We start from the raw sequence: 21,276 nt of genomic DNA, 5'->3' as shown, positions 1-21,276 counted from the left end.
TCTTCTGTCGACCTCAGCCACGCCGCCGACGACCACAAGATGATTTGCATGTGGTTGCAAAGTCTCCACCAGCACCAGCGTCTTTGCGATCTCGATACGATAAGGCACGAGTGAAAATGTCGACGGTATGGGATGCTGCTCAAGCCAACTTTCGGGAACACTGGTGACAAGCACCGGGGCGTGTTCCCAGATGGTGTCGTGGTAGCGAATCGCAAATTGAGCAGCATAGTTTCCGAGCACAATGACGAGATCCACCGGCTGCCCGGCGTATTTATTTTTGAGCAACGCGAACAATTCGTCAGCGAGGTGACCGCTGTCAAATCGAAATCCGTCAAGCGTCTCCAGGTAGATCTCCGTGCCGGCTGGACTATTCGCTTGTATGACGTTGCGCATGGCCTGAATCTGAACTAGCGCCGCCGGTTGCGTCGGATCTGCACCACTGAGAATGACAATCCTCGACGGGGGCGCTGCGAACACGACGGCGGCGGCAAGCGCCCACACGCCCCCGAACCCAAAGCGAATTGCCCGCCGCCAGGCGTAACCGACAAAGAGGCAGACCAAGACAGATATGGGACGAGGCTTGCCGCAACGCACATGATTGAAGATTGCCAAACGCAACTCCGCAAAAACGGGAACAAAGGCGGGTGCGACGCCAATAGCAATGCTCGGCGCCACACGTACGCGCATTCGGGCGATAGCTCGCGCAGCAAGGTCCATAGGATCACCATACTGGCATCGTCATGCGCAGCCGATTGACTCCTTGCCACGGATCACACTATCAGGGGGGAAGCGCTGTTTCCGGAATGTAGCCTTGCGCCTTTCTTAACAACTCGGCCAGCGACATGGCGCCAAACTTGCGCATCAGGGTGGCACGGCAGCTTTTCACTGTCCGTTCACAGATGCCAAGTTCAGCCGCTATCTGCTTGTTGCGCAGCCCACGGGAAATGCCCAGCAGTACAACCGTCTCTCTCGCATCGAGAACAACGTCGCAGTTGTCGTCATCATCGGTCTGTGTTCGCCGCGGCTGTCTGTCGCCCATCGCCGCGTCAAGTGCATCGACCAATGCGTCTCGTCCAAACGGTTTGATAAGAAAATCGATTGCCCCGGCTTTCATCGCCGCTACCGTTCGCGATAGATCACTATAGCCGCTCATGAAGATAATGGGCAAAGCCGTCGACCATCGCTTGAGCGCCCGTTGTAGATCGAGCCCACTCGGACCGCCAAGCTCCAGGTCAAGCAAAAGGCAACCCGGCCGCGCATCCGGATCACTCACCAGGAATTCGCCCGCAGATGCATACTCTCTGATGTCATAACCCAACACATCCAACAGACGCGCGAGTGCCATACGAAATGAAGGGTCGTCGTCAACGACATGGATCACTGCATCATGACGGCTATTCATAACGTTCTCCGTATCCCGCACAGTGTTGTCTTCGGGCCCCGAGAATAGTAACGAACCGCTGCTGATCGTAATTAATATTATTCAACAGCGGAATTTTAATAACCGACCTCACTTAATACCGGACATCTCTATTTTTCTGCGATCGTCGATCTGAAATTCTTCGAATTTCCAAACTAGAACATTGATAGCACCTTACACGCCATCAGTAAAGTGATTGATTTACGACGCATCGCACACCTGAATCATTCCATCAACAAATGCGACAAAAATAAGTTATACAAAGCACCTCTACCCGTGTCCCAATTTTTCCGACATCGCTGTTGGTAGTCCAGTCCGCCCGTCGCTTTCCCGCAGGCAAACGCCCATTACCCCGAAGGGCAATCCCATTTGCCCCATGCCCCTATGGAATAGCGTGAGAAGTGGTGCGAAACTCCGTAAGACCAAGACAATTCGAAAATCTCGCGGAGGACCAAATGCGAAGACGACTCTTCACCCCCAAGGTCACCCTCTCTCTCGCGCTTCTGGGCACAGTCCTGTCCGGTTGCTCAACCACGGGTAACCAACCGCCTTCACAAGCGACCAACGAAGCGCAGCGACGGTCGATCGACACCAGTGTCCAGGGCACGCTCTCTCGCCTCTATCAAGGCACGCCCGGCGCCCGGGAATTGGTCGCGAAGGCGCGAGGCGTGCTCGTGTTCCCGTCCGTGGTCCAGGCCGGGTTCGTGGTTGGGGGAGAGCACGGAGATGGTGCATTGAAAGTCGATGGCAGTACCGCAGGCTATTACAGCATCACATCGGCATCGATCGGCATGCAGTCGAAGGCGATCATCTACTTGTTCATGCCCCAGGACGCGCTCGACAAATTCCGCAACTCGAATGGCTGGTCAGCAGGCGGGGATGCGTCAGTCGCGCTAGTGAAAGTCGGCGCAAACGGCCAGATCGATACCACGACCACCACCAAGCCCGTCTAGGTCATCGTGCTCACGAACAGCGGACTGATGGGCGATCTTTCCTTGTCTGGCACGAAGATCAATCGTTTGAGCCTGTAGCTGGCGGTGCGGTGGCCTTGACGACGGATGTCACCGCACGCACTCGCCCGTGCCCGCCGGGTCCCTGTCCACTTTCCGGTGTATCAATGACCGGGGAGCGTCGACCACGCGCTGATGCGAGGCAGATCGAATGGCTGATTCCTTTCACTATCGAGATGTCGCCCCCCATTTACGGCCACGCAGTCTGACGCTGGCATTGGAACAGCGCATTCTGTTTGATGGCGCCGGGGCGACTGCCGCCGAACAACACCACCCGGCGGATTCCGCACACCCCGCTGCGGCAGCCGAACCCGTGGCCCGCCAAGACGCGAAAGCCGACGCCCGAACCGAAGCCGCCCCCCCCGCCGTTGTGCCATCTGCGCCCGCCCCCTCACCCGCGCCACGTAATCTGGTGGTGTTAGACAGCCGCGTAGAAAACGGTGACGAACTGCTCGCACAACAACCAGCCAACACCCAAGTCTTGGTCATCCAGCCCGGGCAGGACGCCATCGCCGCCATCTCGGCCGCCCTCGCGAGCATGGGAAGCGCCGACTCCGTCCAGATCTTTTCGCACGGCGCCGCCGGACAATTCACCCTCGGTAACCAGATCTACACGAGCGCAACACTCGCCCAGATGGCCAGCTCGCTTGGCACCTGGCGCAGCCACCTGAGCAGCGACGCCGATATCGAAATCTATGGCTGCGATGTCGGCGCGGGTAGCGCGGGCCAAGCGCTGGTGCAGACGCTTGCCAGCCTGACCGGGGCGACCGTGGGGGCGTCCGACAACGCCACCGGCAGCGCCGCGTTGGGCGGCGACTGGACGTTAGAAGTGACCACCGGTCCGCTCGACAAACCGATTGCCCTGAGCGCCTACGCGGTGAGTCACTACGACCGCCTGCTCGACAACGCCAGCCCGACCGTGACGCTATCGAGCGCCGCACAGGACGTGCTGCTCGGCGATCAGGTCACGTTCAATGTGTCGTTTTCCAACACTTCGAGCCAGGTCGGCTACGCGCCCTATATCGACCTGCTGATCCCGGCGACCGGCAAAGACGGCAACGACGGTCTGAGCTTTGTATCGGCCACCTATCTCGGCCAGGCGGTGACGAGTTTCGTCATCACGTTCGATGCCAACGGCAACGCCGTGCATCCGTTGGCCAAAGACGCGAGCGGCAATCCCCTCGTCATCAATGCGGCCACCTATGGGTTGCGTGCGGGCGACCAACTCGTGGTGCTCGAACTGCCCTTCGCCAGCGTGCAGCAAGGCCAGCCGCCGATCACCGTTCAAGTCACCGCATCGCTGAGCAACCTGGCGGACACCGCATTCTCGAACAGCGGCCCAGACCTTACGATCGAGGCGCGCGGCGGCTTCGAATTCGGTAACGACCCGTTAGACAACCCCACGACCGACCCGACCATCGTGTCGGCAACGTGGCAAGACTTCGTCGTGCACCCGACCGTGGTCTTACTGACGCAAACCGTGAACATGCCCGAGGGAGAAACGACGACGGGGCCCAACTTCGTCCACACGGAAACGGTCACCGCAACGGCGGCGCCGGGGCAAACACTCAGCAACGTGTTCGTCACGCAAAATTTGCCCGACAACGTGCAAGTCACGGCCATCACGCCCGGCAGCGGCGGCACCATCGTCTCGCTCACGTTGCAAGACGGCAGCGTACTCACCAGCACCCTCGCGATCAACGCAGCCATTAACAGCGACTCAATATTTATCCGCGCCTATACCGTCGAGTACGCATCGCTGACGGGGTCGGTCGATACGGTCGTCAGTTTTTATGTCCCGCAGGTCGATGCGACCGGCGCGAGCGTGATCGATCCCACCACCGGCAATCCGGTCACCATTGCCTTCGGCACTGCATCGGGTACGGCGCAGTGGGTGCCGCTCGACCCACGCGACCTGACGCCGCCGCAAACCAGCGTGGATGTCTCGGGCACGGCCAATGGGACCGGCACCACCTTCATCGCCAAGGTGGCGACCCTCGAGAAGCAGGTGACCGAGCAGAACGACACCGGTACGCCGGGCGTGACGCCGGGCGATACCCTCGGCTACACGCTCAACATCGCGCTGTCCGATTACTTCGGCATGGGCAAGACGCAACTGGGTGCGGGTCAGTTCGTCGTCACCGACGTGCTAAGCGACGGCCAGACACTGACCGGAACCCCCACGCTCACCTACGTGCAGGACGGCGTCGCTCACACCATTACGCTGGTGTACACGAGTCAGGTCAACGCTGACGGCACCACCGCGATCACTTTCGACATCGGCGCATCGATCGCCGCGTCGGCCCCGCTCAAGACAGGCGCATTGGCTGGCGACATCGTGTCCGACAACACGCGCCAAGGCGCGACGACCGCGCAGATTTCCTATCTCGCGCTCGTCGACCAAGCCTACAAGAGCAGTTACACGCAAAGCGAAATCAACGAAGGCGATTCGTTTAGCAACCATGCCATCGTCACCGGCACACTGCTCGTCGATCGCCTGAACCTCACCGGCGGCACCGTCACCGACGACTCGTCGACCACGAGCACCGTCCCGACCAGTCAGGTACACATCGACATCGTGTCGGTCAACGGCGCGGCTCCGCCATCCAACGGCGAGCTCAAGCCGGGCGACCAAGTGACGTTCAGTCTCACGTACAACCTGGTGACGGGCGACTACGAGCAACTCTCGCTCACCGCCTTTCTACCGTTGCCCTTGCTGAACACCGCTGGCATCAATTGGAGTCAGGGCAGCGGTGTCGACCAATGGACCTTCGGCAGCGCGAATACCAATCAAGGCGGTGTCGTCAGTGTCACCGACGGGGCCGGAAATTCGATCATCTTCAATTTCGGCAGCTATGCGACGAACGGCACGAGCGGCACGACGATTCAGGTGAATTTCACCCTGCGCGTAGGCGATCAGCCGTACGCGGACAATCGCTCGCTCGATGTCCTGGGTCAGTCGAATCAAGTCACGACCATCAATCACAACGCGCTCGTCTCCAGCAGCGTGGCGGTGATTTCATCCATCGCGGAACCGACGCTCGCCATCACGCAAGGGGTGGTCTCCAGCAGCGCAGGCACGATCACCGGCACGACGGGCAGTTGGAGCGCCCCCGGCTCGACGGGCGTCCCGTTCAGCGGCCATGTGATCGACCCCAGCACTGTCGACGGCGATGTCAGCGGCATCGATGCTGGCGACGCGCTTCGTCTGGCCACCGTCATCAAGAACTCGGGCGGCGGCGGCGCATTCAACGTCGTCACGACGGTAACGCTGCCGGGCGGCCTTCAGTTTGTCGGCGGCAGTCTCGCGGCGGCCAATCTCGCCATCTATCGCGGCGACGGCACAGCGTTGACGCTCGGCGTCGACTACACCGTCAACGGCACCACCATCACGTTTCTCGACGCTGGCAACGCCGCAACGTTGCTCGCCGGTCGCCCCGGCACGACGGCAGATCAAGCTGGCTCGAATGTCATCGTCATTACCTATGACACGACGGTGGTTGGCAACATCGCCGCTGGCAGTTCGCTCCAGACCACAGCAACACTCACCAACTATTCCAGCGTGGAGAACGGCACCGACTTCACGCCGACCGACCTAACCGACACGGCCAACGAACAAGTGGCCACACCCACGATCACCGTGGTGTATGCCGACGGCACGCTGAGCGACAGCGACTCTACAGCCTCGCATACCACCGGCAACGATCTGGTCATCGGCGAGGGCATGACCTACGACATCGTCGTCACCCTGCCCGAAGGCACCACGCAGAACCTGCGCATTCAAGACCTCATTCCAGCCGGTATGCAACTGGACCCCACTTTCGGCGGCGGCTCCGGCTACGTAATCATTACGACGCGCGCCGGTAGCGCCGCCCTCGGGGCGGACTTCAACGGCTCGGTCGTCGGCACCGCCACCGGCGCCACGATGACCTTTACAACAGCGCAAGCCAATGCCGACAACGTCACCGGCAACAATGCGTTCGTGATCCGCGTGCGGCTCACCGCGAGCAACGTCAGCAGCAATCAAGCTGGCGTCACCCTCGCCAACGGCGCGCAATTGACCTACAGCGACCCCGACGGCGACACGCCCAACGGTGCCACGCCGCTCGATCGCACGGTCGCGCAAACCGGTGCGTCGCCCACCGTCGTGATTCGTGAACCAACGCTCACGGTGACGCAGACGACGCCGGGGCTGAACCCCTACGGCGTCGACAAAGGCGATACGGTCGAGTACGACATGACCATCAGCAACGGAACCGCCGCCACCGATTTCGACGCCTTCGACATCACCTTCAGCGATGCCCTACCCGCGCAACTCACCGGGCTGACGTTTACGGTCACATACAACAACGGCGCGACCAACAATGGTGGCGTCGACTTTGTGCTCGATAGCGCGACCGGCCTGCTGCACACCGCGAGCGGTGCGAACATCGATATCGTCAAAGGCGGCAGCATCACCATCAAGGTGACGGGCACGGTCGTGGCCCAAGCGGCAAGCTTGCCGTCGTTCGACAACACCGCGACGGTCCAGTGGACCAGTCTGAACGGCACGGCGGGTGGCACCGCTGACCCCGCGGGCGAGCGCACCGGCGTCGATGGCCCGGGCGGGCTCAACGATTACCAAGCGAGCTACACGCAGACCGTACAGATCGCGCAGGCCATCCTGATTTCACGCGTCGGCGGCATGCCGGGCACGGCGGCGTCATCGCCCACCAGTGCGCCGACCGAAAGCGTGACCGTGGGCGAAGTGATCCGCTACCGCATCGTCTCGCTGGTCGCAGAAGGCGACGACGGCAACTACTCGGTGCAGATCACCCTGCCCAAAGGCATGGAGCTGATCAACATCCTCGATGGCGGCGGCATTGGCAACGCCGACGGCTCGATGCGCATTGTGTTCATCTCGAACAACGGCATCGCCACGGACATCACCGACCTCATCACCAGCGGCGTGCTCGCCGAACTCGGGAATCAGCACAGCACCGACGCGCAGCCGATCGACCCGAACCTCACCGGCGATGCCATCAGCGGTGTGTTCAATGGCAAGTACCTCACCGTCGTCAACAATGCAGACGGCACGCAAACCGTCACGTTCAACCTCGGTCACATCGTCAATAACGACACCGATACCGACTTCGAAGGCATCGTGATCGAATTCAACGCACGGGTGCAGAACGTGGACACCAACACGGCTGGCACCACGCTGACAGTGACGGCGGTCGATATCGCGGACGGCGTGAATCAAGTCACGCCGGGCTCCGTGAACGAAACCGTGGCCGAGCCGCATTTCACGGGCATGCAAAAGCAGGTCTACGACTTTTCGAACCCGAGTTCGACAACGGGCATCGGCACCGCCGACGTGCGTATCGACTTCACACAAAACGGCGGCTCCCCGGCCTACGACGTTGTCTTGAACGACAGCTTCCCCGGCGCGACCGGCTACACGTTCGATCATCTCGTCTACAACGGCACCAGCTATACAGCAGCGCAACTCAGCAGCATCGGTGTCACGGCCGACATGACGAGCGGCCTGCATCTGACATTCGCCCAGCTCAATGTGGGCGATAAGGTGCAAGTGTTCTACTCCGCCAACGTGCCCAACGCCACGGTCATTGCGCCGACCAACGCGACGCTTACGTGGACCAGCATGCCCGATTCGTTCACCAGTTGGGGCGGGTCGAGTGTCGGTGCGGCGGGCAGTATTCAGGGCGAACGTACGGGCGACGGCAGCGGGCCGAACAACTACGTGCTCAACGCGGCTGCCGGGTTAGGTGTGATTCAGGGCACGCTCTGGGACGATACGACGTCGGCCACCGCGTCCACGACACCGGACGGACCGGGGCTGGCAAACCAGACCGTCACGCTCGTCTGGGCGGGGCTGGACAACGACATCACCACCACCGCCGACAACCAGACCTTCACAGCCACGACAGATGCCAACGGTCATTACTCGTTCGGCGTACTGCCGGTGGGTGTGTATCAAATACTGACGCCGTCCGATATCGACTTGCGCCCCAATCCGGTCGACGTGCTGAAGGTGCGCATCGACACCGACGGGAACACGCTCGGCACCGTCAACGTCACCCTTGCCGATGGCGTCAAGGGCGAAGCCGACGCCGGGTATGTCGAGCAGAATGCAGCACCGGCCAACGCACTGCCCGGCACCCCGCCCGCCGGTAACGAAGACACCACCTTTAGTCTCGCCGGCATCACGATTAGCGACATCGACGCGGGCAGCGGCAGTCTTCAGATCACGCTGACGGTCCTTCACGGCCAGCTCTCGCTGAGCAGTCTTCCCGCCGGGGTGACGCAGTCCGGCAGCGGGTCCGGTACGTTAGTGCTCACAGGCGGCCTGAGCGCATTGAATCAGGCGCTCGCGAACCTCCAATATCTCGGCAACGCGAACTACAACGGCACCGACACCCTGACCATCGACACCAACGATCAGGGCAACTTCGGCGATGCCAACGGCAACGGCATTCCCGGCGAGCCAGGCAACGCCAGCAGCGGCACGGGCGACGCGCTCCATGCCATCAGCACGCTCTCGATCACCGTCATTGCTGTGAACGACCCGCCAGTGGCCAACCCCGACACGGCGCAGGCCACCGAAGCCGGTGGCACCGACAACGCGACCCTCGGCGTCAACCCGACTGGCAACGTGCTCACCAACGACACCGACGTCGATATCCAGACCAACGGCGACGTGTTGCACGTGACAGGCGTCAGCAATTCCGCCGGCAACAGCGTGAGCGTGACGGCAAGCACGCCGGGCGTCCTCGCGGGCGCATTCGGCACGCTGACCCTCGGGCCGAACGGCGGCTACCAATATGTCGTCGACAATGCCAACGCGAACGTGCAGGCGCTGCGCCTGTACAGCCAGACACTCACGGAGACGTTCACTTACCAGATCGTCGATACCGGGGGGCTGACGTCGAGCGCCACGCTTACCATCACGATCCACGGGGCTAACGATTCACCGACCGGCGTCGACGACCATATCTCGGCCACAGAGGCCGGTGGCGTCACCAACGGCACCCCGGGGACCAACCCCAGCGACAACGTCCTCACCAACGACACCGATCCCGATTCCGCGGCCAACGGCGAAGTGCTACACGTAAGCGGCATCATCACCGGCCCCAAAGTCGCGGTGAACGGGCCGCTGCTCTCCGTGGCATCGGGTACCGACAGCACCACCGGCACGCCGGTCACCGGCGCGTACGGCACGTTGACCATCGGCGCGGACGGCACCTATCGCTATGTGGTCGACAACAACAATGCGGCCGTGCAGGCGCTGGTCCCGGGCGACGCGCCGCTTGTCGACGTTTTCACCTATCAGGTAACGGATGCGAGTGGTCTGAGCAGCCTCGCGCAGATCACGGTGCAAGTGAGAGGCGCCTACGACAACCCGGTCGCGAACGACGACGCAGGCTCGGCCACGGCAGGTTCGGCCAACCCTGCCACCACGCCCGTCGACGCGAGCGGCAACGTCATTACCGGCGCCCCCAACGGCAGCGGTGCCGACTCCGACGTCGATCACATCGACCAACCGAACACGGTTTTGAAAGTCGACGGTGTTCGTACCGGCACGGAAGTGGCGGGCGGCACCTTGAACGCCGTCGCGTCGGGCACCACGTCCACGAACGGCACGGTCGTCACCGGCACCTACGGCACGCTGACGATCGGCGCAGACGGCTCGTACACGTATCACGTCGATAGCGCCAACGCGGCTGTGCTCGCGCTGCCTGCCGGAGGCACGTTGCAAGAGACGTTCACCTACGAGATCGTCGACACCGAGGGCTTGCATGACACCGCGCAACTCGTCATCACGGTCACCGGCGCCAACGACGCCCCTACGCCGCAAAACGATACGGCGCACGCGCAAGAAGCCGGTGGCGTGAACAACGGCACGGCGGGGATCAATCCGTCCGGCAACGTGTTGTCGAACGACACCGATCCGGATACCGGCGACACCGCCACGCTCAGTGTCAGCGCGATCCGCACTGGGGAGATCACCGGAACGGGCACCGCCGGGACCATCGGACAAGCGTTGGCGGGCGCCTATGGCACCCTCACGCTGGGCGCCGGTGGCAACTGGACGTACACCGTCGACAACAACAACGCCACCGTGCAGGCGCTGCGTACCGCAACGGATACGCTCACCGAGCACTTTACTTACACGGTGACCGACACGCACGGTGCCACGGCGCAGGCAGAACTGACAATCGTCATCACCGGTCAGGACGATACGCCGGTCGCCGCGAACGACATTGCGCTGGCCGCCGCCGATAACGGCAGCGGCAACGCCGTGAACCCTAGCGGCAACGTGCTGACGAACGACACCGACGTCGACGCGGGCGACAAACTCACGGCCATCGGCATCGGCACCGGCACGCTCACGAATACCGACACGTTCTCCCTGATCACAACCGGGAGCAGCAGCACGTCGGGCCCCACGCTGATACATGGCAGCTACGGCGATCTTGTCATTGGCGCCGACGGCACCTTCACGTACACGGTGAATACCACCAACCCCGATGTCATTGCCCTGCTGCCGACGCAAATCCTGTCTGACGTTTTTACCTATCAGGTCAGCGACCTCGCTGGAGAAACCACGGTAGCGCGGCTCACGGTGGTCATTCGCGGACGGGACGACCCGCCCGTTGGCGTCGCCGACACGGCAGACGCCACCGAAGCGGGCGGCGACCACAACGCGACAGCAGGCGTCAATCCATCGGGCAATGTGCTCGACAACGACTCCGATCCGGACAACGACCGCACACCGGGAACCGACGCCATCCACGTCGCGGCGATACGCACGGGAGACCTCACCACGACGGACGGTACGGCAGGCACCTTGGGCACAGCGCTCGTGGGCGCCTATGGCTCGCTCACCATCAACCGCGATGGCACATGGAGCTATGTCGTCGACAACAGCCTGCCTGCGGTGGGGGCACTGCGTACCTATAACCAGACGATTCAGGACGTCTTCACGTATACCGTCTCCGACCAGTTCGGCCTCACGGCGACCACCACGCTCACCGTCACCATTCATGGCGCGGAAGATAATCCGGTCGCCATGCCCGACACGGATAACGCACTCGAATCCGGTGGCGTCGCCAACGGCACCCCGGGGCGTAATGCGACCGGCAACGTCTTGACCAACGATCACGACGACGACAGCGCCGCCAACGGCGAAACCCGGCAAGTCACCAGTATCAGCAGCGCGGCGGGCACTGCGGCGCTCCCCGGCGCGACGCTCGTCGGCCAGTACGGCCAGATCGTCGTCAACGCCGACGGTACGTACGACTACGCCGTGGACAACAGCAACACCACCGTGCAAGGGCTGCGCACCTTCACCGATACGCTCACCGAAGTGTTCACCTACACGATGGCCGACGCGGACGGCGTCACCTCGACGAGCACGCTCACCATCACGATTCACGGTGCCAACGACAATCCCGTGGCGCATGACGACACGGGCAGCGCGCTCGAAGCGGGTGGGGTGAACAACGGCACGCCGGGCCAAAACGCCACGGGCAATGTGCTGGATAACGACACGGACACCGATAGCGTGGCGAATGGTGAGTCCAAACATGTCGTTGATCTGTCGAACGCGGCGGGCACCACGGCGACGGCAGGCACGGCGCTCACCGGCCAATACGGCCAGATCGTGCTTAACGCCGACGGCAGCTACACGTATGTGGTGGACAACGCCAACGCCACCGTGCAAGCGCTACGGACCAACGGCGACACGCTCACCGAAGTCTTCGTCTACCGGATGACAGACACGGCCGGAGCCACGTCGCAGGCCAAGCTGACGATCACCATCCGCGGCGCCGACGATGCCCCTGTCGCTCAGAACGACAGCAACACGGCGAGCGACCAGACACCGACACCGCAATCCCACGGCAACGTCCTCATCAACGACACCGATGTCGATGCGAACGACGCGCTCACTGTGGTGGGGGTGCGTCCGGCTGCGGGCGGGGGTGTTGCCACGGCCCCGGGGCAGGCACTCGCGGGCCGCTACGGCACGCTCGTGCTCAATGCCGACGGCAGCTACACCTATGCGATCGACCTGACCAACCCGACCGTACTTACCGCTGCCGGACTGGGGCAAGTCTTGCAGGACGTCTTCACTTACACCGTGAGCGACCTCGCCGGACAGACCGCGCAAGCCCAATTGACGCTGCATCTCGACATCTCGGCACCGTACATTCCGCCGAGCGGCGACAACGGGCCGCACTGGGACCAAAGTCTCGTGCCGCGCGACAACGCGCCGCAAAACGTGGGCTTCATCCCCACAGTGTTCGTGACACCCGTAGTCGAAGCGAACGCCCTGCGCGAACTCTCGTTCTCGCGCGAGGCCGACGGCAGCCAGATCGGCTGGCCGCTGACGGGCCTCGACGATTCGGCGTCGAGCCGCGTGCCGGATCTCGCACCGGGTCAGTTCGTGAGCCGCGTCGTGCGCAACAGTCAGATCGTCAACGACTTCGACGACGCGTGGATCTTTGGCCGACATGGCCGCGTCAGTCTCTCGGCCGACGGCCTACTGGCCGATCCGTCGGTGTTTGCGGCGCTGGCAAATCATATGACGCAGGGGATGCATCCGCCTGCGGAGCAAGAAGCACCGAAGACCGCAGAGGGCTTTCATTCGCAATTGCAAACGGCAGCGAAGAAGCTGCCTGCCATTCGGGACACCCAACGTGACACGCACAAACGCAAGCCATCGTAGCAAGACGCCTGTCTTGCCAACTCGCAGGGCGACGCACCTCGCTGCCGCGCTAGTGTGTTCACTCGCCGTGTTGTCGGGTTGTGCTTCGCTCTATCCGCAGCCGGAGCCTGCCGACTCGGTGAAGCAGCGCGTCGTGGACGATCAGATCGCCATGTACGACGGGCAGGAGCCCGTCACCGGCCCCATCACGTTCTACGAGGCGGCGGCCCGCGCACTGAAGTACAACCTCGATTACCGCCTCAAGCTCATGGAGAGCGCGCTGGCGGCCAACCTGCGCGATGTCTCGACCAATGCGCTGCTGCCACAGCTTGTGGCCTCGGCCGGTTACTTGGGACGCAACAACGACTCTGGCGGCACCTCGATCGGTATTGAAGACCGTCAGGTCAGCTTGCGGGCATCGACGTCGGAGGAGCGCTATCACCAAGTGGCCTCGCTCGGCATGTCGTGGAATCTGATCGACTTCGGCATGGCGTACTACCGGACGCAGCAGAAAGCCGACCAGATGCTGATGGCCGAGGAACGCCGCCGCAAGGTGGCGCAAAACGTATTGCAGGATGTGCGCAACGCTTACTGGCGCGCGCTCTCCGCTCAGCGTCTGAAGCCCGAAGTCGACCAGCTTCTGAAACGCACCCAAACGGCGTTGCAGCAGGCACGCGAGGCCGAAGGCAAAGGCCTGATGCCGAAGCAAGACATTCTCGCGTACCAGCGCGCGCTGATCGATTCGATCTCGCTGCTGACCATCCGTCGCCAAGACCTCGAGTTCGCGCAAGCCGAACTCTCGGCGTTGATGTCGCTGCCGCCCGGCACCCCGCTCGTCCTAGCCGATACGCAAGAAGGCACGCTGCCGAACCTCTCCACTCCGGTGACGACGTTGGAGACGCTCGCGCTGCAAAACCGGCCGGAAATTATGGAGGAGTGGTATCGCAAGCGCGTCAACGAGAACGATATCGCCATTGCCAAGGCGCAGCTCTGGCCGAATATCGGTATCGACTTGAGTACCAACTACGATTCGAACACCTACCTCTACAACAACGCTTGGGCGGCCATCGGCGTGCGCGTGTCGGTCAACTTATTCCGGCTGCTGCAACTGCCTTCGCTCAACGCGCAACAAGCGTCTCAACAACAGACCGATCAAACGCGCCGACTCGCCCTGTCGATGGCGATTCTTACGCAGGTGCGCATCGGCACGCTGCGTTACCAGTTAGCGCGCCAGCAACTTAGCTTCGCCGACGACAGCCTGCGCGTCGACAAAGACCTGCTCGACTATGCCAACGCAGCGCACACCGTCTCGCTCGGCTCAGAACTCGAAGTCATTCGGGCAGAGGGGCGTTACCTGCTGTCGCGCTACCAGCGCGAAGCCGCGTACTCGGATGCCCAAGCCGCCTGGGGTCGCGTCTACAACTCGCTTGGTTTCGATGTGATGCCGGACGCCATCGCCAAGGACGACGTTGCCACGCTCGCCAAAGAGATCGAGCGCACGATGACGCAGCAGCAACAAAACCCGGAGGGCATCCCAGCGCCCGCCCCGACGGCCCAATCTCCCCAGCCCGTTGAAGCCGCCTATGCAAAATCAGAGGAGTAACCCTTTGCGCGCCTGGATACCTGCGATGGCCGCATGGCTGGTGTTGGCCGCGGCCCCGGCGCTGGGCGCCAAACCCACAGGCGGCAACGACAGGCCCGACGACCCGAACGTCATCCGCGTTTTGCTCGCGCCGAATCTCGAGACCACGCTCTCGAGCGAGATGAACGGCACCATCGTCGACCTGCAAGCGTCGCTGGGAAAATCGGTCGCCAAGAACGCCGTGATCGCCCGGATGAACTGCGCCGAAGTGCAGGCACGCGCCAATGTGGCAAAGGCCGAGTTGAACATGGCCGACCAAAATCTGATGGCCAAGCGCAGCTTGCGCGAATTGAAAGCAGCAGGCGATATCGAGGTCGCGCTCGCGTCCACCGAAGTGGAAAAGGCCAAAGGCGCCCTCGCACTGGCGAAGGCCCAGCAGGGCTATTGTCAGGTCGGCGCGCCCTTCAGCGGACGCATTGCCAAGGTTTATGTGAAGCCCTATCAAACGGTGGCAGCGGGAACCCCCATCGTCGATCTCGTCGGCGACGGCGCGCTCAAGGTGCGTCTGAATGTGCCGTCCGCGCTACTGGTCAAGCTGCGCCCGGGCAGCCGCCTCGATATCACCATCAACGAAACCGGCAAAACGTATCCGGCACGTGTGAGCGCGGTCAATTCACGCGTCGACGCAGTCGCACAAACCGTTGAACTCGAAGCCCAACTCGACGGCACGCCGCAGGATTTGGTCGCGGGCATGAGCGGCATTGCACGCTTTCCGAATCCGCAATGAACGCGCCCTTTCCGCCCAACCCATTGCTCCAGTTTCTCGACGCGCTGCGTGAGCGCGCCATGGCGGCGGATTCCATCAACGCCCTCGCCTTCACGATGGGCAACGACTTGCACGCCGTACTGCCGTTCCGGCAAGCGCTGGTCTTCGCCGATCACGGCAAGCGGTGCGAGTTATTGTGCGTCTCGGGCTTGGCCTTGCCGACCGAAGATTCGCCGTATCTGGTGTGGCTGAACCGCGCCAGCGTCTGGATCGGCACACAGTGCACGACGCCGGAGCCGCGCTGGATCGCGCGAGACGCCGTCGAACCGCCGCCTGACATTGCCGAAGGGTGGGCAGACTGGTGGCCGCAGGGCGTGTGGTGCGTGCCGATACATGCGCCGGGCGGCAAGCGCCTCGCGCTTCTGATCGTGCTACTGGACACACCGCCCACAGAGGCCTTCACCACCGTGCTGCACGGTGTCGTGCGCACGTGGGGATACTGCTGGTGGGCACTCGCGCGCCGTAGCGTGCGCTTTGGCTGGCGACCGACGCGGCGTCAAGTGATCGGCGCGTGCGCGGTCATCGCGATTCTGTTGCTCGTGCCTGTACGGCAGACCGTGCTGGCCCCTGCCGAAATCGTGTCGAGCGACGCGCGCATCATCAGCTCGCCGATCGATGGCGTCATTGCGTCTCTGGAGGTACGACCGAATCAACGCGTGGAGGCTGGCGCCCCCCTCTTCACACTCGACGAGACATCGCTGCGCAGCCGTGTCGACGTGCTACGCGGGCAGGTTGCCGTTGCCGACGCCGAGTTGACGGCCGCCAGTCAACGCGCGTTCGATAACGCGCAGAGCAAGAATGATTTGACCGTGCTCGGTGGCGTGGCGGAGCAGCGGCGCGCCGAGTTGGCCGCCGTCACGGCGCAGTTGAAGCGCACCCGCGTGTTCGCGCCGGAAAGCGGCGTAGTGGTGTACAGCGATCCCAACGACTGGATCGGCAAGCCCGTCGTCACCGGCGAACGCATTCTTCAGTTGGCCGATCCCGCCAAGCCCGCAATCTTGATTCATCTCGCGGTGGCAGACGCTATCGCACTCGATCCGGGTGACGACGTCACGCTGTACCTCACTGCATGGCCGCTGTCGCCGCTACAGGGCAAGATCGTCGAGACCAGTTATGAAGCCAAGCCAACCGACGACGGCATCGTTGCGTATCGTTTGCTAGCCAGTATCGACGGCACCCAAGACCATGCACGGCTGGGACTGCACGGTACCGCCAAGCTGCATGGCCAGCGTGTAGCGCTCGCTTACTACCTGCTGCGGCGCCCGCTGGCGTCGCTGCGCGCCTGGGCCGGACTGTAATGCCGATCGATCCGGAATCCCCCTCGCCCGCGTTGCGCGACGACCTGCGCCTGGACGGAGCCGCCCCTAGCCGCAACGGTGAACCGGCGTGGGTCATCCACGACGTCGTCGCCAATCGCTTCTACCGTATCGGCTGGCTCGAATTCGAATGCCTGCTGCGCTGGGACCAGCCGCCTGCCCGCATCTGCGACGACATTGCCGCGGCGACGGCCTTGCGCCCCGTGATCGATCAGGTGCTCGCGTTCCGTGCGTTTCTCGAGCAGCACAGCTTGCTCAAGCCGACGGCTCAGGCGTACGCGCGCCTGCACCGCAGCCTGAAAGGCACAAGCTGGCTGACCTGGCGCTGGTGGCTGCATCATTACTTGTTTTTCCGCATTCCGCTGGTGCGACCGCAACGCTTTCTTGCGGGGCTAACGAAGCGGCTGGGCTGGCTTTTTACCCCGGCGACGCCGATTGCCATCGTGCTCGCCAGCGTGCTCGGCATCGTGCTGGTGCTTCAACAATGGGACGTCTTCACGAAGGCCGTCGTGGACTCGTTTTCGGTCGACGGCGTGCTCAGTTTCGCACTCGCGCTGATCGTCGCGAAGACGCTGCATGAACTCGCGCACGCGGTCGTCGCCACGCGTCTGGGGCTCAAGGTGGCACACATGGGCATCGCGTTCGTGGTGATGTGGCCGATGCTCTACACCGACACCGGCGAGAGCTGGAAGCTGCGCAGCGCGCGTCAGCGTCTGGCCATCGCGTCGGCAGGCATTCTGTGTGAGCTGTCGCTGGCGGGCCTGTCCACCTTGGCGTGGGCGCTGTGTGACCCCGGCCCACTGCGCAACGGTTTGCTTTATCTGGCGACCACCAGCTGGGTGCTGTCGCTGGCGATCAACGCTAGCCCGTTCATGCGTTTTGACGGCTACTTCATTCTTTCCGACCTCCTCGACTTCCCGAATCTTCACCAGCGGGCTTCTGCACTCGCGCGGGTCAGTCTGAGGCGCACGCTACTCGGTCTGGACGATCCGTGGCCGGAACCCTTCCCTCCTGCACAACGCCGTGCGTTGGTGGCTTTCGAGTTCGTCACGTGGGTCTATCGCTTTACGCTCTTTCTCGGCATCGCGGTGACCGTGTACTTCGTGTTCTTCAAATTGCTCGGCATCTTCCTGTTCGCCGTCGAAGTCTGCTGGTTCATCGCGCTGCCGGTAGCGCGCGAATTGGGTCACTGGTGGCGCGAGCGGCGGCGCATCCGCCACAGCCGAAAACTCGCATTCGGTGCGATCGCGCTATTCGGTCTCGGCATGCTCGCCATTCCGTGGCACATGGAGATTCATGCGGACGGCGTGGCACGCGTCGAGCGCTCGCTGCGGGTGTTCGTGCCGTTCCCGGCACGCATCCAGATGATTCGGGCAGCGGGCAACGTGCGGGAGGGCGAAGTGCTTATGGCGATGGAAGAGCCCGACATCAACGCGAAGATGAACAGCAGCGAAGCTGGCATTCGCGGCTACGAAGCGCGCTTGTCCGGGCTAATTGCCGATGCCAACGGTCTGAATCAGGAAACCTCGGTACGCGAGCGCTTGAGCGTGCAATACGAAGAAGCGGCGGCCGCGCACTCCGAAATTGCCCGTTTGCGCCTGACGGCCCCGTTTGCGGGGCGCTGGATGGACGTGAATCCTGACTGGCGGCCGGACCAGTGGATCAACCCCAAGACGGCCGTGGGTGTGTTGGTCGATCCGCACAGTTGGCAGGTGGACGCCTACGTCGGTCCCGATTCGATTCGGTATCTGAAGGTTGGCGACGAGGCCCGCTTCTATCCGACCGGTCACGTGTCGCCGATTGCCGGGCGCGTGGTGGCAGTCGACACCACACGCGCACGCCAACTCGACCACCCGATGCTGGCGTCGCGCTACAAGGGGCCGCTCGCCGTGTCGACCGAGCGCGATGCCTTGATACCGAATCCGCCGGTATTCCACTTGCTTATCAAGCTCGATGCGCCGCCCCCCTCGCTGTGGGAGACGCGCGGTCAGTTGCAAATCGAAGGCATGCGACGCAGTTTGTTGTTCGAAGGCGTCACCCATTTGGCAGCGGCGTTGATCCGTGAGAGCGGATTCTGATGCCTCAGCCGATGACAGCAGCAGGCGTTATCCACGCAGGTTCCCGATTCACCACTCTGGAGAATGCAATATGAAGCGAGCCTTTTTCATCCCCGTCCTTCTCAGCGCCGTACTGGCAAGCAGCGCCGCCTTGGCGCAGACGCCTGCCCCCGCACCGGCACCCGCAGCACCGGCAGCCACTGCACCGGCCGCCGCAGGCCAAAGCGGCGACGCGTTAGTGCAGATGCACAACCGGATCCGCGCGGCGAACAAGGCGTACGACCGAAAAGTCGCCGCTGCTAAGAAGGTCTATAACGACAAGGTCGCGCAAGCGCGCGCCGAGCGGGACAAGGCCATTGCCGACGCACGCGCCGCAGCCGGCGCAGGCGCCTGAGATGGCGGGTCACCTACCCTTTGCGCTTCGCGCTTCAGCAAGGGGTGGGTGACCCTGTAAGACGTGAGATTCCCTCTGGGGAATCGGCGTGCATGTATCAGCAGCAACGACGTGGCTAGAATCTGAGCGTCACGTTTAGACTTGGGCCGTTGAAACGCAATTTTTGCACCAATTGATCACCGGAACCGTAAAAGACAAGATACCGGTACGTCAGGCTGATATCGACCCGCTTCGCCGAATAGCCAATCCCGCTCAACGCCTGCCAGGTCACCCTCGAGGTCCCGGTACCGACATCGATATAAAACGGCACATACCAGCGACCGTCCCTGGAGAGCAAGGCGCGCCCCCGCACACCAACGAAGGCGTCGAACACATTCTGGCGCTCCGAGGCGCTGACTGCGGGGCTCGCGGCCAGGCCACGCTCGACGCTTGCGACGGCGGACGCGTCCAATGTCGCCTCCACACCGAGATACCGCACCCCAAGCACCGCATCGACGTTGTCCCACTCGCGCCGCACCATCGTGTATCCGCCGCCCAATTGAATCAGCGTACCGCTCAGGCTTGTTTCGGCACTTTGCTGGGTTTCACCTGCGCCGAACGCGCCGTTGATCGTCTTGCTCGTGCTTTCGTGTCGCCCGAAATTCAGATAGATGCCATCCGCCAGAAGACTCCAGTCTCCTTTTCTCGCCTCGCCTTGCAGCATTAACGCGAAACGCAGGTGTTCCAGATAGTTGTAAGGGCCAGTGTCCGCATCCGTTCTGCCGGCAGGCAGGGAAAACCGCAGCGATCCACCAACGCTCGGCAACCAGAGATAAGGGGTGATGGCGAATTCCCACGGAACGCTCGCGTCGGCGAGGGGCGGGGCGGGTGACGCGGAAGGGGCAGGGGTAGTGGCAAGCACCGTCTCAACGGATATCACCTTCGTCTCTGCGGCCAGCGCCGGTGTGCATATTGCAGTGATAAGCAACACTGCAGCGCGCAGTGCGGCCACCCCCTCCTTACAACGATTCATGATTGAAGTCCCCTGTCTCGCATCGGGAAAAGCTGACCGTTGGGTCACCCTGGCGCTAGTGTCACGTGCTTGTCTTCAACGTGCCATCGGGGAGTCGGGGAGTCGGGCAATCCGCTTGCCCTTTGAGGCAATTCACGCGCATCGCAAAGACACGCGACGCAGCGCCACTAACCTCAACGCCACGCACTGCCGATCTGGATATAAATGGCGTTCTGACCGGGGCCATGCGCCACATCGATGCCCATCGATAGGTATGCGGTATCAACCGGGGAACAGCATCGTGATAATGATGCGCCCACCCCAGCCGTGCGGACCGGCGTCAGGGCTCGCAGCCCAGTAGCGAACCCCACCGCCGATGCTAACGGGATGACCGTCGATCTTGACCAGTTTCGACACAAAGGCGTTGATGGGGGTCGACCATTGCCTGTGCGTCCAGTCGTATGTCGATTCGGTATTGACCCCGAACGTCCATGCCGTTTTCGTCGTGTAAGTGAGGAAGGGCTGCAAGAACGTCGAACTGACCGAATCGCGATTCTCCGGGCCGGCAAAGGACCAGATGTGATTGGCGAGCATCCCGTATGTCCATCCCGACGATTGCATCAAGACGACTGCGGTCGGGCCCGCCCCCCATTTACGTGACGAGAGCAACGGATCGGTGCCGGTCGGAATGAGAAAGGCCGGCCCTACCCCCCAGATCAAGCCAGAGGCAGTGGGTTTCTGTGGAGATAGGAACAGACTTTGCACCACATCGCCAAGCCCGGTCTGAGAACCAGCCCCCGGTACCACATTGTTCTGTGACACCACAGGAAGAATCGTCCGCGAAATCAGGTTCCAGTCCTGATTCAGATGGATCGGCACCACCGGCTGAAAATTCATCAAGAATTTGTTGCCGTCGCGGTTGGGGCCAACATCCGAATCGTAATTGAACTGGAACGGCACGCTGATCAG

General features: G+C 62.5%; 10 protein-coding genes and 1 pseudogene. 7 read left to right on the top strand and 4 right to left on the bottom strand.

The annotated features are described in order from the left end of the window. Both CDV44_RS26845 and CDV44_RS26840 read right to left on the bottom strand, forming a co-directional pair. A partial coding sequence (locus tag CDV44_RS26845; RefSeq protein WP_141118819.1) for a hypothetical protein occupies nt 1-717 on the bottom strand: 717 nt, incomplete at its 3' end. 61 nt (nt 718-778) lie between these two features. Then, on the bottom strand, nt 779-1,402 hold the full coding sequence (locus tag CDV44_RS26840) for a response regulator transcription factor (RefSeq protein ID WP_087691666.1): 624 nt from the start codon (nt 1,400-1,402) through the stop codon (nt 779-781). Between the two features lie 473 nt (nt 1,403-1,875). Between CDV44_RS26840 and CDV44_RS26835 the strand changes: the two are divergent. The 7 genes and pseudogenes from CDV44_RS26835 to CDV44_RS26805 all read left to right on the top strand — a co-directional run bounded on the left by CDV44_RS26835 (nt 1,876) and on the right by CDV44_RS26805 (nt 19,316). Beyond that, nucleotides 1,876-2,451: pseudogene (locus CDV44_RS26835) on the top strand (YSC84-related protein). A 130-nt stretch (nt 2,452-2,581) separates the two neighbouring features. Beyond that, the gene (locus tag CDV44_RS26830; RefSeq protein WP_170936120.1) at nt 2,582-13,162 is read left to right on the top strand and encodes a VCBS domain-containing protein; all 10,581 of its coding nucleotides are present in this window, start codon (nt 2,582-2,584) and stop codon (nt 13,160-13,162) included. A 13-nt stretch (nt 13,163-13,175) separates the two neighbouring features. Beyond that, the gene (locus CDV44_RS26825) at nt 13,176-14,744 is read left to right on the top strand and encodes a TolC family protein (protein ID WP_087691664.1); all 1,569 of its coding nucleotides are present in this window, start codon (nt 13,176-13,178) and stop codon (nt 14,742-14,744) included. A gap of 4 nt (nt 14,745-14,748) precedes the next feature. Next, nucleotides 14,749-15,510: an efflux RND transporter periplasmic adaptor subunit gene (locus CDV44_RS26820; RefSeq protein ID WP_249277745.1), complete on the top strand. Its 762-nt coding sequence runs from the start codon at nt 14,749-14,751 to the stop codon at nt 15,508-15,510. Further along, nucleotides 15,507-16,847, top strand: coding sequence for an efflux RND transporter periplasmic adaptor subunit (locus CDV44_RS26815; protein ID WP_087691662.1), 1,341 nt, complete (start codon nt 15,507-15,509; stop codon nt 16,845-16,847). The genes CDV44_RS26820 and CDV44_RS26815 overlap by 4 nt, the downstream gene beginning before the upstream one ends. Continuing rightward, the gene (locus CDV44_RS26810) at nt 16,847-18,943 is read left to right on the top strand and encodes a site-2 protease family protein (protein ID WP_087691661.1); all 2,097 of its coding nucleotides are present in this window, start codon (nt 16,847-16,849) and stop codon (nt 18,941-18,943) included. The genes CDV44_RS26815 and CDV44_RS26810 overlap by 1 nt, the downstream gene beginning before the upstream one ends. 70 nt (nt 18,944-19,013) lie before the next feature. Next, on the top strand, nt 19,014-19,316 hold the full coding sequence (locus CDV44_RS26805) for a hypothetical protein (RefSeq protein ID WP_249277744.1): 303 nt from the start codon (nt 19,014-19,016) through the stop codon (nt 19,314-19,316). Between the two features lie 115 nt (nt 19,317-19,431). On the opposite strand, the gene CDV44_RS26800 is transcribed toward CDV44_RS26805, so the two are convergent. Next, nucleotides 19,432-20,328 carry a hypothetical protein gene (locus CDV44_RS26800; protein ID WP_087691660.1) on the bottom strand — a complete coding sequence of 299 codons (897 nt, stop codon included), beginning with the start codon at nt 20,326-20,328 and terminating at the stop codon, nt 19,432-19,434. A 261-nt stretch (nt 20,329-20,589) separates the two neighbouring features. Continuing rightward, nucleotides 20,590-21,276 (bottom strand): hypothetical protein (locus CDV44_RS26795; RefSeq protein WP_087691659.1); only part of this gene is annotated, 687 nt, incomplete at its 5' end.

Source organism: Pandoraea sp. PE-S2R-1, assembly GCF_002179865.1.
GTDB lineage: Bacteria > Pseudomonadota > Gammaproteobacteria > Burkholderiales > Burkholderiaceae > Pandoraea.
This window is presented reverse-complemented; position numbering and strand designations above follow the sequence as displayed.